Annotated in this window: 11 protein-coding genes and 1 riboswitch; all 11 genes read right to left on the reverse strand. The window is 46.4% G+C overall.

Annotated elements, in window-relative coordinates; translation table 11 throughout:
* Window positions 1-58 precede the first annotated feature (58 nt).
* A riboswitch (SAM riboswitch) is annotated at window positions 59-215 on the reverse strand.
* A gap of 839 nt (window positions 216-1,054) precedes the next feature.
* Complete coding sequence (locus AR543_RS20875; RefSeq protein WP_060536274.1) at window positions 1,055-2,068, reverse strand: COX15/CtaA family protein; 1,014 nt, start codon at window positions 2,066-2,068, stop codon at window positions 1,055-1,057.
* Between the two features lie 464 nt (window positions 2,069-2,532).
* Window positions 2,533-2,889 (reverse strand): thioredoxin family protein, encoded by a 357-nt coding sequence (locus AR543_RS20880; protein WP_060536275.1) that lies wholly within the window; start codon window positions 2,887-2,889, stop codon window positions 2,533-2,535.
* A gap of 32 nt (window positions 2,890-2,921) precedes the next feature.
* A complete protein-coding gene (locus AR543_RS20885) occupies window positions 2,922-4,559 on the reverse strand; it encodes a putative polysaccharide biosynthesis protein (RefSeq protein WP_060536276.1) in 1,638 nt (545 codons plus the stop codon).
* Window positions 4,560-4,811: 252 nt separating this feature from the next.
* The gene (locus AR543_RS20890) at window positions 4,812-5,300 is read right to left on the reverse strand and encodes a DUF456 domain-containing protein (protein WP_060536277.1); all 489 of its coding nucleotides are present in this window, start codon (window positions 5,298-5,300) and stop codon (window positions 4,812-4,814) included.
* Window positions 5,301-5,523: 223 nt separating this feature from the next.
* On the reverse strand, window positions 5,524-6,273 hold the full coding sequence (locus AR543_RS20895; protein ID WP_087071289.1) for a Cof-type HAD-IIB family hydrolase: 750 nt from the start codon (window positions 6,271-6,273) through the stop codon (window positions 5,524-5,526).
* Between the two features lie 591 nt (window positions 6,274-6,864).
* Window positions 6,865-7,755: a metal ABC transporter permease gene (locus AR543_RS20900; RefSeq protein ID WP_060536279.1), complete on the reverse strand. Its 891-nt coding sequence runs from the start codon at window positions 7,753-7,755 to the stop codon at window positions 6,865-6,867.
* Complete coding sequence (locus AR543_RS20905; RefSeq protein WP_060536280.1) at window positions 7,745-8,662, reverse strand: metal ABC transporter permease; 918 nt, start codon at window positions 8,660-8,662, stop codon at window positions 7,745-7,747. Before AR543_RS20905 ends, AR543_RS20900 begins: the two co-directional genes overlap by 11 nt.
* Window positions 8,663-8,677: 15 nt before the next feature.
* Complete coding sequence (locus AR543_RS20910) at window positions 8,678-9,469, reverse strand: metal ABC transporter ATP-binding protein (RefSeq protein ID WP_060536281.1); 792 nt, start codon at window positions 9,467-9,469, stop codon at window positions 8,678-8,680.
* Window positions 9,470-9,695: 226 nt separating this feature from the next.
* Window positions 9,696-10,601, reverse strand: a complete 906-nt coding sequence (locus AR543_RS20915) for a metal ABC transporter solute-binding protein, Zn/Mn family (RefSeq protein WP_418304205.1) — start codon at window positions 10,599-10,601, stop codon at window positions 9,696-9,698.
* Between the two features lie 551 nt (window positions 10,602-11,152).
* Window positions 11,153-13,183, reverse strand: coding sequence for a peptidoglycan D,D-transpeptidase FtsI family protein (locus AR543_RS20920; protein WP_060536282.1), 2,031 nt, complete (start codon window positions 13,181-13,183; stop codon window positions 11,153-11,155).
* A 455-nt stretch (window positions 13,184-13,638) separates the two neighbouring features.
* The gene (locus AR543_RS20925; protein ID WP_060536283.1) at window positions 13,639-15,657 is read right to left on the reverse strand and encodes a peptidoglycan D,D-transpeptidase FtsI family protein; all 2,019 of its coding nucleotides are present in this window, start codon (window positions 15,655-15,657) and stop codon (window positions 13,639-13,641) included.
* Window positions 15,658-15,688 lie beyond the last annotated feature (31 nt).

A 15,688-nucleotide genomic window follows, 5' to 3' on the forward strand; every position in this document is an offset into this window, starting at 1 on the left:
CTTTATACACAAAAAGAGCCCTTTGCAGAAAAGGGCTCTCTATCATCTAGATATTGCCTTCTCATCTGCCAAAATCGCAGGATGCTATACATTATGCATCTGCCATTTTGAAGGATTTAGCACCATGTCATTTGGAAAAAAAGACCTTAACGGTCATTTTCCAAATCGGCTGCCGGGTTTCATCGGGCCAGTCCCTCCACCACTCTCGATAAGAAAATATGAAAACGTCGAATGAAAATCTTTACTCAGTATATTGAAGATCACATCGTTTGTAAAGCAGAAATATATGGATTTTTAATGAATTCGGCAAAATTTCGCCAAAAAGTAATTAAAGTTTATCAGAATACTTGGTATTCGTAAAAAGTTACATATTTATAGAAGGAAATTGGTCAGCATGCTAATAAATCTGCCTGCTGATGTGTTTTTGGACAGTTTGGAAGCAAGCTATTGGGCTTTAGTACTTTTTCGTCTGTAAGGGCGGAATATGTTATAGCTTTTTTGAAATTGTAATTATGATGAGGATTATGCAAAGAAAATTGGTTTTCATGAAGGGTTATTTTAAGCAGCGGATATTGTGCGTTTGGGCTTTGGAACGGTATGCTTCATACGCTGCGAGAAGAGATTCTGCCACTCCCTCCGGTTAAGAATGGAGATCTTGAACTACCGCTTGCAGCGGTCGATCTCCATTCTTAAATGTCGGTCATTGGCAGAATTCTCTTCTCTTCGCTGGTGTTGGGTGGGGATTTTCGTTTGGATAAAAAGCAAAGAAATAGAATATTGCATAGGTGCTCTTACTGCTCTTACTGCTCTTACTGCTCTTACTGCTCTTACTGCTCTTACTGCTCTTACTGCTCTTACTGCTTAATGGTATCGGAATCTGTTCAGTGTAGGAATATAAATAAAAAAAGCCGCTCCACATAATACATGGAACGGCTTGATCGCAATCTGGAAAATAGACCAGATGGTGAACAATATACGAATTTGAGATAATACAGCGTTTAGATGGTTTACCTTTTACTATGCCATGCGTGGCTCGGCAAAGATGTATACGCCATTAGTGTACGGTACCTGTTTTCTGATCGGCGGTGCTTGTACCTTCTCCCCATGCGTTGGGTGCGAGGCGGCCGTAGGAGCCACGGCTGAGCTGCCATACGCGCAGACTCATGTAGCAGAGAACACCGAACAGAAACTGAATAATCAGGGTATGTGACATCGTAGCAAAGAAGTAGATTTCCGGTACATACATGGTGAAAATGTTGATTGCTCCGCTAACGAATTGCAGCAGGATCAGCAGGATAGCAAGCAGACCCATTTTGCGGATACCAGGATTATGTGGATGACGACGATAGGCGTAATGGGCGAGAATAGCGATCACGATCACAAGTGCGACAGCAGCGACGCGGTGTAAAAAGGCTATTGCGACGCCGCCAGACAGTTCAGGGACGAGCGCGCCATTACAGAGCGGGAAGCCCGAACAGCCACCACGGGAATCGGTATGCGTGACAAATGCTCCTGTGTAAACAACGATATACGTGAAGATCGTAGCGAACCAGGTCAGATTGCGGAACCCTTTGCTAACCGGAGGTTCATCGGCAATATCGTGAATCTTCTGCCGCAGATGCAGTCGGCGGGTACTGAACGCGAGCAGCGCGGAGCTGGCAAACGCGATCATCGAGAAACCGAAATGCAGTGCCATAACCGGAGACGATTGGGAGAATACTACTGCAAATGCGCCCATAATCGCCTGCAAAATAACAAAGAACAGAGTGAATGAAGCATACACGCGCAGCTCTTTGTTTCTATTAAAGAACATAAATCCGATAAAGGAAAACAGTGCTGTGAGTCCGGCAAATCCGCTGACTGCACGGTGTGAATATTCAATCAATGAAGCGATCGTATAAGCCGGAATAAATTTACCGTGACACAGCGGCCACTGTGCTCCGCAGCCCATACCGGAACCTGTTTTGGTTACGACCAGGCCGCCCATCGTTGCGAGAAACATGGCGAGACAGGTTATATAGCTCAGCCATTTCAGTTGCTTAATTGTTATTAGTGGCTTTTTGGCCATGATGAGAATCACCCGCTATTTATATGATAGTGACGTTCATTTGAAGTCAATCTTATTATATCAATTCTGGCCCGATCCTAGCGGCAGGTTTGTGACAAAAAATGATCAATCTCTGTAGTATGACAGAACCACGAAAATGCTGATATGACGTTTGATACGTGAGCACAGGAGTTCTTTGTGTATCAGGATCAGTATACTTTATTGCTGAACTAATCCGGTATTTGTTTCGATCAAAGCAGGATGGTCTACTAAGCTGTGGTTCGGATCATTCTCTCACTTATTATCAAAAAACAGCCTTCTCCGTATTCGATGGGCTCACGGCATGTCGGCAAATTCCTATTACCTATACCAGTTAAGCTCTACGATTGAAGAAGGCTGCTTCTATTACGATTACATACGGCAGGATCGCCAGCAGAACACACTTACTTGATTACACTGATGATCCTTCCTATACCTGTTAATACTTACTCGGCTGTCTGTATATTCAGCGTTTCATATACAGCTACAGCGCGATCCAGGAACTGTTCGATCTCCTGGCGGGATTTACGGGCTTTATTTACAAAACGAACTAGCTCTTTGCCATTGGCATAAGCTACAAAGCTCGGGATGCCCATAATATTTTGTTCCTGGCTCACATCGCCTACGCTCTCTACATCCACTTCGACCAGTTGCAGGCGATCTGCATACTGGTCTTCCACTTCGGGCATGAATGGATCGATAAATTTACAGTCCACACACCAGTCTGCTTTGTAGACAGCGACGGTCAGTTTGGCAGAGTTAATGGTTGTATAAAAGCTTTCGCTTGAATTAATCATTTGCATGGGGATTATCCTCCTTGATAAATAATAAATAATCAGGCTTTGCGGGACTGCAGGCGCATCAGCGGCGACAGCAGCTTGCGCAGCGGCTTCGGATACGAAGACAACTCCTCTGCACGCACCACGCGCAGCAGAACCAGCATTACCGGATACAATATGAGTGTTGCTATTCCTACCATACAACAACCGAGGAAAAATGCAACCCTGTCATTCATCCAGGCCGTCAATCCGATTCCCGCCTGATTCAGACCCAGACCGACGAGTCCGAGCACTACAACAGTAATCAGGAAGCCCGGCCAGCGGCTGCCCAGCACCGAGAAGTTAACGACCTGATGCAGGGAACGCAGATTCAGAATCGTAATCAGAACAAAGCATAATCCGGTCGCAGCAATAATGCCATAGATACCGAGGAATTGGGACAGTACCAGACTCAGCACCAGCTTCAGCGCTATCCCTGCCAGTACATGGACCATCGAGAGATTGACTTTGTTGATACCGATCAGCATCGAGTTACTCGTCATCATCGTAATCTGGAAAATGGTACAGATCGTCAGCAGCGCCATAATGCTTGGTGCATCCGCTCCTACGCTATCGCGTGAGCTGAACAATAATCCATTAATGCAATAAGCAGCTGTCGCCAGCATCAGCACGATCGGGACTCCGGTAAGTACCGATATACGCAGTGCGAGTGTCATCTGTTTTTGCAGATTTTCCTGTTCTTTGCGGGCATATGCTGCCGAGATAATCGGGATCAGTGAAGTACTAAGGGCGATAGCCAGAATTGGCGGAATGCCCGCTATACTCTGTGCACGCTGCCCCAGAATACCGAGTGAAGCTGTCGCTGCCAGATTGCCGACCTGATCAATCAACAGCGGTTTGATAATGGAACTATCGATAATATTAACCGCCGGAATCGTCAGTGATGCGATAACGATCGGAATCGATAATTTGAAAATATCTTTGTAAATCAGACCTAGCGGAATAACCGATTCTTCACCGGCTGCTTTCATTTCCAGACGATTGGCAGCATCCTGCTTGCGCAGCTTGAAGGTAAAGTAGATCATGACCGCAAAAGCGCCAATACTGCCCAGCACACTACCAAATGAAGCTCCGGCAGCCACTTCTACATCTCCGTAACCGATACGGAGCAGCAGGTACGCCAGCAAAATAGCGGTAAATACACGGGCAAATTGCTCCACAATCTGGGAGATACCGCCGGCAATCATCATATTGCGCCCCTGGAAGTAACCGCGCATCATGGCAATCGTCGGAAACAGCAGCAGCGATGGTGCTATCGCCTGCAGAGACAGTGCCGCCGCCGGTTCTTTGGACATTGCTGCATAATAAGGAGCTCCGAAGTACAGCAGCAGCGTCATAACAATACCGGCTGCTCCGGCAAATAACAGTGCTGCATAATAAATGCGCTGCGCTTCGTGCGGACGTCCCAGCGCATATCGCTCGGACACCATTTTACTGAGTGTACTCGGAATACCTGCCGTAGCGACCGCCAGCAGCATCAGATACACGTTATTGGCAATCGAGAATGCCGCATCCCCGGTAAATCCGAGCAAGTGCTCCAGCGGTACCCGCTGAGCCAGTCCCAGCACGCGGGCGACCAGTGCCGCCATCGCCAGGATGATCGTTCCTTTGATAAATGATTCTGCCTTTGCCAAAATAATTCCCCTTCTCTCCAGTCACATCATGGATGCACACTATTTGGATCGTTTCATTATATGTTTTGCTTTGCCGCCTGCTGTCGGTTAAGGGTACAGCAGAATTCGGCTCTAGAATCCTGAAGCTTACAGACTGTCTATGTAACCGAGCCGGCACAAAAAACCGGAAGGCTGATTGGCCTTCCGGTCGTCGTCTTACGTCAGCATTACTATTATAGACAAGCTTTTGCGTAATTCGCAATGCACACGCGATTAATGCACCACAATCCAGATAATCCAGATGATGATCATACCGAGTTGCAGAATGATTTTGACAATCGCGCTGGACAGCAGTCCGAGCATCGTTCCCCAGGCTACCTTGAGTGCAGTCTGGAAGTTCTTGCCGCTAATCAGCTCACCAGCGAGCGCACCGATCAACGGCCCTAATATCAGACCAAACGCCGGAATAACAAACGGGCCAATAATCAGACCGATGGTCGACAAAATCACCGACAGCCTCGTTCCGCCGAACTTTTTGGTACCATAGGCGCTGACCAGATAATCAGCTACAAACAGAGCAATGACAATAACGGTCTGGATAATCCAGAACCACGGTCCAAATTCGGCGAACGAGAAAAACCATCCATAAACGAAAAATGCAAAATATATTGCCAGTGCTCCTGGCAGTACCGGATAAATAGTACCCAGCATCCCTACTACAAACAGGGCAATAACCAGTATCCAACCTATTACTTCTACCATTCGTCTCTCTCCTTTGTCAGATCCGGTCCAGCCGGATTAACACATCGTAATCCATGATGCATCAGAACCTATTTTCAAGATATCCTGTATGCCACATTTATCCTGTTCCGGATAAAAACATCTGTCAGGGTCTCAAAGATATATTCTACTATTTGTATACCTGTATACTGTCCAAATGACACATTGGTTTCAAAATGCAGGAGATAAACCGAACGAAGAAAAATTAGATCAGGATATGATCGCGAATGACTTCGACGATTCCATCATCATTATTGCTGGCTACGACCAGATCGGCTTCTTGTTTGACAGTCTCCTGGGCATTTCCCATAGCGACTCCAAGACCAACCGCCTGAATAACTGCCAGATCGTTCAGGCTATCACCAACAGCGACAACCTCGGACATGTCGATATTCAGCAGTTGGCACACTTCAGCGATACCTGCGGCCTTGTTAATGCCGAGAGGATTGATCTCCAGATTGTGCGGAGAGGAGTTGGAGATTTCCAGTCCACCCATATCCTGCAGGGCCATCAGAATCTCATGACGCAGTTGGTCATTTTCGGTATTATAGCCAAACTTGAGCCATTCTATTTGCTCCAAAGGAGTATTTTCCAGCCAGCGGTCGCGGTTATACAGCCGATCAACAGCGTACGCCCAGAACCATACATCCTTTTCTACAGCCAGTTCGTGCATCTGGCGTACCAGCGCCGGGTCCAGCAGCGTACGGCGGTACAGCTCGCGCGGTGTTTTCCAGACTTCACTGCCATTGACAGTAACCATCGGCGTCTCCAGACCCAGTTCCTGTCCATAAGGCAGTGCACTGCTGGCTGCGCGGCCGGTGGAGAGGCAGACATGGATGCCTTCGTCCATCGCTTTATTAATCCATTTGCTCGTCTCCAGGGTGATTTCGTGATTGTCATTGAGCAGTGTTCCATCCATATCGAGAGCGAGCAGCTTGTATTTGCGTGTTGTCATTTTGGGGTGTTCCTCCATCCATTTTGTTGATTTATTTGTAAACTGCGAGTTTAACAGTTACTAGCTATAGGGGTATCAGAGGTATTTTAGCATATTATGCTCAACGCTCACAAAAGCTTTTGTAAAGTAGGGGTTAGATTGGTTATGGTGAAAGAGGCTAGTAGTTGAATCGTTGGAAGGTACTGGAGATGATTGGATAGCGTCCACTTCGGCAAGGAATAAGGGCACGTCCTCCGGTGGAGCCGGGGAATCTACGAAATGGGCGGGGCAGTAGATTCCCCGGCTCCAATCTCGTCCTTTGCCCTTATTTCCTTGCCTTCGTTCCGTGCTGATTGCTTATATAGTTTTACTTTCACCTTTTATTTTCCATCTATTACTTTTTACTTCTTACTTCTTACTTCTTACACATTTGCTCAATGTTATTTGTATTTTTCTGACTTCTTTTTTCCAAAGAATTGCTGATGGGTAGGCATGTATTATAAAAGTATATTGAATTTGATTCTGCAATAAAAAATGACCAGCAGTTTACTGGTCATTTCGTCAAATCCTGTCTATTCTATTATGATAGATCATTCAAATTCGTATACATACTCAGTTGGAAGTTATAGATGAGGCTATACGCTTTTGCTTTAGTTTGCGGAACAGAACACCATGGCGTGGGGACAGTAGGAAAGTAATAATGAAAAGAATACCGGCTACGGTTACGATGCTGCCGCCGATCGAAGCATTCAGCATATAGGCAGTATAATAACCCACAATAGAGCTAACAACGCCAACGATAACGCTGTAAATCAGCATTCTGCCGAGACGGTCGGTCAGCAGGTAAGCAGTAGCTGCCGGGATAACCAGCATGCCTACAACCAGAATAGCGCCTACACTTTCAAAAGAAGCTACCGATGTCATTGATACCATACCCATCAACAGATAATGGAACAGCATGACCGGAATACCACAGGCTGCTGCCATCGCCGGATCAAAGGCGGTAATTTTGAACTGTTTATAAAACAGTCCCAGCAGCGTCAGAATGACCAATAATGCAAAGCCCAGCATCCATACCGAGCGTGGTCCCATATCTGCACCATTTAGCATCCAGGTATCCCATTGTACATAAGCAATCTCTCCAAATAGGACACAATCCAGATCCAGATCGATATTGCGGGCATTCAGACTGACCAGAATAACGCCGACAGCGAACAAAGCGGTAAAAATAATACCGATTGACGCGTCCGACTGGATACCGGAGATTTGCAGCCATTGAATAATAAATACAGCAATCAGCCCCAGCGCAGTTGCTCCGATCATCATCGCCATCGAATCCCGTCCGCCGCTCAGCAGAAAGGCAATCGCAATACCTGGCAATACCGCATGGCTGATCGCATCGCCGATCAGTGCCATTTTACGCAAAATCAGAAAACAGCCCAGGATTCCGCAGCTGGCTGACATCAGTGCTGCTGTCAGCATAATCCAGAAATCACTGCTCATGCGGCATCCCTCCTTCTCTATTCCACTCCAGTCGGTTCCGGCGTTGCTGCCAGAGACGGGCCAGCCAGCCACGTCGCGGCGCGAACAGTGCGGAAACCGCAAAAATCAGCGTCGCTACAAGCACGGTAACAGGTCCTGTAGGCAGCTGGGACACCATACTGCTCGACACCGTCCCTGCAGCGCCGCTAACTGCACCGAATATGCCAGCCAGCAGGATCATAATATGCAGACGGTCTGTCCAGTACCTCGCAGCTACTGCCGGGGTGATCAACAGCGCTGACATCAGCACGACACCGACTGCCTGAATACCGGCTACAACAACAAATACCGTTAGCAGCAGAATAATCTGCTCCAGCCAGACAACCGGCCAACCAAGCCCCCGTGCAAAGCCACGGTCAAAACTGACCAGCTTGAACTGCTTGAACAATAGCGTACAGGCAGCAATCAGTAACATGCTGATCCCGGCAAGCAGGTACAAATCTTCGCGCATCATGGACGCGGCCTGTCCAAACAGGAATTTATCCAATCCACTCTGTCCGCCATTACCGCTATGCTGAATACGCGTCAGCAGCAGAACGCCAATTCCGAAGAAAAACGATAAAACGATCCCCATGGCTGCATCCTGTTTGATCCGGGAATGTTCCGTGATCCAGCGGATGCCTACAGTTGCCAGCACACCGGCAACAAGCGCTCCTATCAGGAATCCCGCCGTCGATTTTACCCCCAGCAGCATAAACGCAATACAGATTCCCGGCAGGGCTGCATGAGCCAGTGCATCACCGATCAGACTTTTCTGCTGCAGCACCATAAAGGAACCAATAACTCCACTGCTGAGCCCAAGCAGCATACACCCGAGTATAATCCAGCGGATATTGGGATCGTTAACGATATAAACAAGTATATCCATCAATATGATTCCTCCCTATTTCCCTGTCATGATCATGCTGCCGCTATCCTGTAAAAAGGTCAATCGACCGCCATACGTGCGCTGCAGCATCTCGGTATTGAATACCTTCTCTACAGGGCCGGCTGCTACCAACTCCCGATTCAGCAGCAGCACATCGTCAAAATAGGTCTCTACTGTCGACAGATCATGATGCACGACCAGCACGGTTTTCCCTTGCTGTTTGAGCTGCTCCAGCAGTGTGATGATCGCTTTTTCTGTAGCGGCATCCACACCGGCGAACGGTTCATCCATCAGATACAGATCCGCCTGCTGAGCCAGCGCACGGGCCAGAAAAACACGCTGCTGCTGGCCGCCGGACAGCTGACTGATCTGGCGATCGGCATAATCTGTCATGCCAACTTGGGATAACGATTCTAGCGCAATTTCTCGTTCCTGTCGTCCGGGCCGGCGGAACCAGCCAAGTCGCCCATAGGTACCCATCAGCACCACATCGAGCGCATTGGTTGGGAAATCCCAGTCCACCGATTCACGCTGCGGTACATAGCCGATCCGCTTGCGCTGGCTGGCGTAAGGCAGTCCATAGACGCTTACTTCACCGCTGATTGCAGGCACCAGTCCCAGCATCGCTTTGAGCAGAGTCGACTTGCCCGCTCCATTCGGTCCGATTAACGCAACCAGCCGGCCTTCTCCCAGGGTAAAGGACACATTTTGAACAACCGGCTTTTTATGATAGGCTACGGTGATTCCTTCGGCCTGCAGCGGATTTACTGCTGTAGGATTGGATCCCTGCACAGTCTTTTTATTCATGTTGATTCCTCCTTTTATAAATTGGATTTGAAATTGAATTTGGAACTGGAATTGGAGCTGTATTTAGAAAGGGAGTATGTTCCAAACCTATCGTTTATTCATAGATTAATTTTATTGTGTCATCCTGATACGTATTCATATCACTAGCAAAGCATTGAAAGATTCATATGCAGCAGCCGCCAAGTGATCTGCTTTGGGGATCGGGATAAGCTGCCTGCTGTCCGATCTACCGGAGCGCTTTGACAATCGTTTCTGTATTATGGCGAACCATACCTATATAGTCTCCGGCATCGCTGCCTTGTTCACCCAGTGCATCCGAGTATAGCTCGCCACCGATATGGACAGTGTGTCCTTGCTGCGCGGCTCCGGCGATAATGGCTTCCATGGAGCGCGCCGGTACACTGCTTTCTACAAAGACGGCCTGGATACGGCGCTGTACCAGCATATCTCGCAGCTCACTCACATCACGCGAACCGTATTCCGAAGCGGTGCTAATCCCCTGCAGTCCGCGTACTTCGATATTATACGCATCCCCATAATACCCAAAAGCATCGTGACCCGTTATAAGCACACGACTCTGCTGTGGAATACTGGCAATCTGCTGCTGCACTTCTTTATCCAGCTGCTTTAGTTCATCCAGGTAGGCTGCGGCGTTGTCGCGGTAATTCTCTGCATGATCAGGATCAGCTGCGATCAACGCGTCACGAATTTGCTCTACCGCCTGCATCCACAGGCTGACATCGAACCAGATATGCGGATCATATTCACTGGAGTTCTCCTCGCTCTGCCGCAGTTCACTGGTCGGGATGGAGGCAGTTACAGCTATCACATTCCGTGTACGACTCATTTTCTCCATAATATTCGTCATACTGCCTTCCAGATGCAGTCCGTTATACAGAACCAGATCCGCTTTATCCAGCTTGCGAATATCACCCTGGGAAGCTTTGTACATATGGGGATCGACGCCAGGTCCCATCAGACCGGTTACGTATACATGCTCTCCGCCTACCTGACGGGCAGCATCTGCGATCATTCCCGTAGTGGCTGTGATTCGGAACTTGCCTGCTGCCTCGGCTTCTACCGTATTTTCCGATTCAAAAGGATTACTGCAGCCTGTCATCATTGTGATCATCAGTATAAGAAATACGGGCAAGCCCCAGATCAGTCGTTTATGTTTAAAAATGTTCGTCGGGCTGCTGTAATGCATCGTAGAACTGCTCGTTTGGCTGCCACCATGCATTGTTGCACTATAATTTATCGTTCTGTTTAGGTTCATCGTTCTACAGCTGCTCATTGCTATACTGCGGCTCAACGCTCTAGTCTGATTTGCTATTTTGCTGTGATTCGGGGCAGTAGCTACACTTTTTGCTTGTACTGTTACATTACGGTTCATCATCTCTCTCCTTTTCTTTTAATGATGGATGCTATACCTATATCTTCAACCGATTGATATTGCCAGCAAACAAAAGTATTGCCTATATGACTTTATTTTTATATAAGTAAATAATGTTTCCTTAGTGCAAATTTTAAGGGGTAAAATGTCAAAATGCAAGTGCTAAAAATGGAACCGGTATATGCATAAAAAAAGACACTTCCCTATAAAAAGGAAAGTGCCTTTGTGTACCGATTTGCTTGATTTTGCAGGATAGACGTTTATTTCGAAAATAACTGCTGATGCGTCCATTATTGTGATGCTGTTTCTTCACTTTCAGCGGTATCAGCGGTAGATGTGTTTTTCTTTGGAACACCATCCAGACCATACTCCTGATCATACGCATCAAAGATTTTGATCGCCACCGGTGCAGCACTCTTCGAACCGAATCCGCCTTCCGGAATAACAACGGCTACAGCCAGCTTCGGATTATCCCGCGGAGCAAAGGCGATAAATACACCGTTATCAACAATTTTGCCATAGACGGACTGCTGGGATGTACCGGTTTTACGAGCTACATCGTAGCGGTAATTATTCAGCACTTCCACTTTACTGCGCATTCCGTTAATAACTGTATTCCAGTACTCCGGCGGGAAGTCTACAGTATTCAGCACTTCCGGCTTGGTTACTTTCACCACATTGCCTTTGGCATCGGTAATTTTGCTCACAAATTGCGGCTTGAGGCGTTTACCTTTGTTGGCAATGGTAGTGACATACTGGGCAAGCTGGAGCGTCGTATAACGTCCCTGCTGGCCAAAGGAAGCATACGCCATCGCGGCCTGCACACTACCTGCTGCTTTGAGGTTGGTATACTCACCCCGGCCTTCATTTTCATAAGGCAGCCCACTCTGGGTAGTGACGCCAAGGCCAAACTCCTTCATGTATTTATCCCATACATCAATAGATTTGCTGCCATATTTAACGACAAGCTTCTTACCCACCATATCGACCATAAAGGCATTGGAGGATTTCTGAATAGCCGTTGTTGGATTCAAAGATTGCAATACTTCTCCTAATGCATTTCGTACCCTGGTTTCGTAACCCGCTTTACCAAATTCCGCATAACCCCGGTCATAATACCATGTGTCCGTAGTAAATAGTCCTTCTTTCAGGCCGATCATAACGCTGAGCGGCTTGATAACAGAACCCAGTAATACCATAGAAGAGGCGCGTCTGCCATTATAGATCTCCCGGATCGTTCCGTTCGGGTAAACAGATGCCAAATCAGCAATTTGCTGTCCTGACGGTGACTTCGACCATATATTAGAGTCGTAATCTGGCATACTCGCCATAGCGATCACATTACCAGTCTGTACTTCCATGGCTACCGCATATCCAGTCAGCGCATTGCCGGCTCCTTTTTGGTAACGCAGCTGTGCAACCTGATTGGTGATTGCTTGCTGTGTCGCAACCTGTACATTTTTGTTGATAGTCATCCAGAGATTATGCCCTTTTTGAGGTGGTGTTAGTTCACTTCGTCCATCGGCACGATTCAATGCATTGACTGGTGTGCTGCGTACTCCATTTTTGCCACGCAGTTCATCCTGGTACATATACTCCAGACCATCTACACCAACAAACTCTGTATCCAGATATTTTTCTTTAGCACCTGTAAGCTGAGCTCTATTTCGGTACTTAACCAAACCACCCTGATAATTTTTATCTCCTTTGACTGCAGAAAATCCCTGAAGATAACCGACTGCCTGAACAGCTACACGATCCGGGCTATATTGACGGATACTTTCTTCGCGAACTTCAATTCCTTTGTAGTCACTCTTGTGCTCCAGGAAATAAGCAATTTCTTTATTACTGAGATCCTTTTTGATCCGGCGCGGTGTATAACCAAAGTTTTTACGATACGTAATATCCATTGCATCAATAATCTCTTCAGCTGTCATTTTTTTATCCGGATCGCCATACGTGTTAAATACACGCTTCAGATCTCCGACAATTTTGTAAAACTCCGGTTTGTTCTTTTCGAGCTGGTAATCTTTATCTAGCGTGAAGTACAGCGACTGTGTCGGAATCGAATAAGCGATTTTGGAACCGGAAGCATCATAGATAATTCCACGGCTCGGCAGAATCGGCGTCTCGTTATTGGTAATGCTCGATTCTTCTTCGGTCAGTGTCGGGCCTTCCACAAATTGCAAAATAGCCAGACGTACCACCAACACAGTGAATATAAGAAAAGTAGCAAAAAAGAAAATATTCAACCGGATCGAAAACTGGCGTCGATGACTCTCTTCAAACTCTTCCGATTCCGATGAACCTATTTTTTTCATGAACGTTATAAACCTCCCTTTATTGTGGATATATCATCTATTTCAGAATGTTTTACAAATAGAGCATTCCATAATATGTAGTTGTTTCTTCATTTTAGCATAACCTGCTGCAGGAACACATCCCGGATGCGATATCTATTAATCCAATTACTATATAGCACAAGCAGGCTGTTGTACAAATCATGATAGATACTAGTATGGATCTAAAATGATTATATTCGATCATCCATGCTTTCTGGATAAAAACAAGAATCCAGCAGGATAAAAATCATCACACTGTTGTTCGAAATCGCCTATCCGTTATTGCCTATAAAATAAAAGCAGGGAGCAAACGGTATATCGTCTGCTCCCTGCTGGATAAATACGCTATATGGGTGATTAATAATCGATCCGCTGACTGACAGCCTCTTTACAAACGTATTGGACTAGAAATGGATCTGATTATGCTGCTTTGATTATTGCTGTGTGCTATCCTGATTTGTCGCATCTGTAGCAGCTGCTTTTTTCGGTATACCATCCAAACCATACTCTTGGTCGTAAGCTTCGAAAATTTTACGCGCTACTGGTGCAGCACTCTGCGCACCAAATCCACCTTCTGGAATAACTACAGCAACTGCTAATTTAGGATTCTCACGTGGAGCGAAAGCAATGAATACCCCGTTATCGACAGTATGTCCATAAATGGATTGCTCAGAAGTACCTGTTTTACGGGCAACGTCATACTTGTAATCTTTGAATACTGGTACATCACTGCGCATACCATTGATGGCTGTATTCCAGTATTCGTCCGGCAGATTGATTGTATTAACGACTTCCGGTTTGAATTCTTTCACCGTATTGCCTTCAGAGTCAGTAATTTTGCTGACAAATTGTGGCTTCAGACGTTTGCCTTTATTGGCGAGTGTCGTTACATATTGAGCCAGTTGCAATGTTGTATATTTCCCCTGCTGTCCAAAGGAAGCAAAAGCCATCGCTGCTTGCGCACTACCTGCAGCTTCCAGGTTCATATACTCACCTGAACCTTTACTTTCGCCAGGCAATCCACTTTTCGTCGAGATCCCCAATCCAAACTGCTTCATATATTTATCCCATACATTAATCGAATCCGCTTGATATTTACGATATAACGGCAGTCCGACTTCATCAATCATAAATGCATTGGATGAATGCTGAATAGCTGTGGATGGTGTCAGATAACCATATACGTGGCCACTGGAGTTACGTACCTTGGTTTCATGACCTTCTTTACCAAACTCGGCGTAACCTCTATCCTGATAGCCTGATCCCGGTGAGATCAATCCTTCTTTGAGGCCAATCAGTACGGTAAGTGGTTTGATAACAGAACCCATCAATACCATGGAAGATGCATGGCCTTCACGATACACTTCTTTGATCGTACCGTTGGCTACATGGGGCTGAATCTCTTTATACGTTTCATCTGTCATGTTTTCCCAGACATTGGTATCGTAATCCGGCATACTTGCCATGGCTACAACTTTACCGGTGTTCACTTCCATCGCTACGGCGTAACCTGTCTGGGCATTAGGTGCATAAGAGCTGCCGCTTCGATAGGAATGCAGATAGGACAGCTGATCGGTAATAGCTTTTTGTGTAGCGAGCTGTACATTTTTATCAATCGTCATCCAGACGTTATTTCCCTTTTGCGGGGCAGTCAGCTCAGTTCGGCCTGTTGCAATATTGAGTGAATTAACAGGGGTTGTTTTGAGACCATTTTTACCGCGCAGATCATCCTGATAGGCATATTCTATACCATCTACACCGACATATTCGGTAGACAGATATTTCTCATCTGCCTCGGTTACTCTGGCTTTGTTAATATAATGATCCATTGTCGTGCTGACACCGCTAAACTGACGCAGATAACCGACTGTCTGTGTCGCTACCTGATCGGTATCGTAGTGACGTACACTTTCCTCAACAATCTCAATCCCCTTAAATTCGTCTTTGTGTTCCAGGAAATGAGCAATTTCTTCATTGGTCAGATTCTTTTTGATTCGTCTTGGTGTGTATCCAAATTGTACTTTGGATTTGATATCCATCGCTTTGATGATCTGCTCGGCAGTCATTTTTTCTTTGGGATCGCCATATTCATTGAATACTTTTTTTAGTTTGCCGACAATTTCATACAATTCCGGCTTGTTCTTTTCCAATGTATAATTTTTGGTCAATGTAAAATAGAGTGACTGTGACGACGTAGAATAAGCGATTCGCGCTTTACCCGAGGCATCCATAATATTCCCGCGGATCGGCGGAATCGGTGTGCTTTTAGTTGAAATACTTGCTTCCTTTTCCCGCAAGGTTGGTCCTTCAACAAACTGGAGGATCGCCAGCCGTACAATCAGAACGGTAAATACAATAAATGTCGCAAAAAAGAAAACGTTCAGACGGATAGAGAACTGACGCTGATTTCGGAGTTCGCGCTTGGACGACTCATCAATACCCGATTTCTTCATTTCTTGATCTTTCTCCTTCTTTTCACGGCAT

The organism is Paenibacillus bovis, assembly GCF_001421015.2.
Lineage (GTDB): Bacteria > Bacillota > Bacilli > Paenibacillales > Paenibacillaceae > Saccharibacillus > Saccharibacillus bovis.

What these genes read in the sequence shown, in the direction of transcription:
- AR543_RS20875 (WP_060536274.1), bottom strand. Translation starts at nt 2,068, where the DNA reads ATGGCCAAAAAGCCACTAATAACAATTAAGCAACTGAAATGGCTGAGC.
- AR543_RS20895 (WP_087071289.1), bottom strand. Translation starts at nt 6,273, where the DNA reads ATGACAACACGCAAATACAAGCTGCTCGCTCTCGATATGGATGGAACA.
- AR543_RS20890 (WP_060536277.1), bottom strand. Translation starts at nt 5,300, where the DNA reads ATGGTAGAAGTAATAGGTTGGATACTGGTTATTGCCCTGTTTGTAGTA.
- AR543_RS20925 (WP_060536283.1), bottom strand. Translation starts at nt 15,657, where the DNA reads ATGAAGAAATCGGGTATTGATGAGTCGTCCAAGCGCGAACTCCGAAAT.
- AR543_RS20900 (WP_060536279.1), bottom strand. Translation starts at nt 7,755, where the DNA reads ATGAGCAGTGATTTCTGGATTATGCTGACAGCAGCACTGATGTCAGCC.
- AR543_RS20910 (WP_060536281.1), bottom strand. Translation starts at nt 9,469, where the DNA reads ATGAATAAAAAGACTGTGCAGGGATCCAATCCTACAGCAGTAAATCCG.
- AR543_RS20880 (WP_060536275.1), bottom strand. Translation starts at nt 2,889, where the DNA reads ATGCAAATGATTAATTCAAGCGAAAGCTTTTATACAACCATTAACTCT.
- AR543_RS20915 (WP_418304205.1), bottom strand. Translation starts at nt 10,601, where the DNA reads ATGATCACAATGATGACAGGCTGCAGTAATCCTTTTGAATCGGAAAAT.
- AR543_RS20920 (WP_060536282.1), bottom strand. Translation starts at nt 13,183, where the DNA reads ATGAAAAAAATAGGTTCATCGGAATCGGAAGAGTTTGAAGAGAGTCAT.
- AR543_RS20905 (WP_060536280.1), bottom strand. Translation starts at nt 8,662, where the DNA reads ATGGATATACTTGTTTATATCGTTAACGATCCCAATATCCGCTGGATT.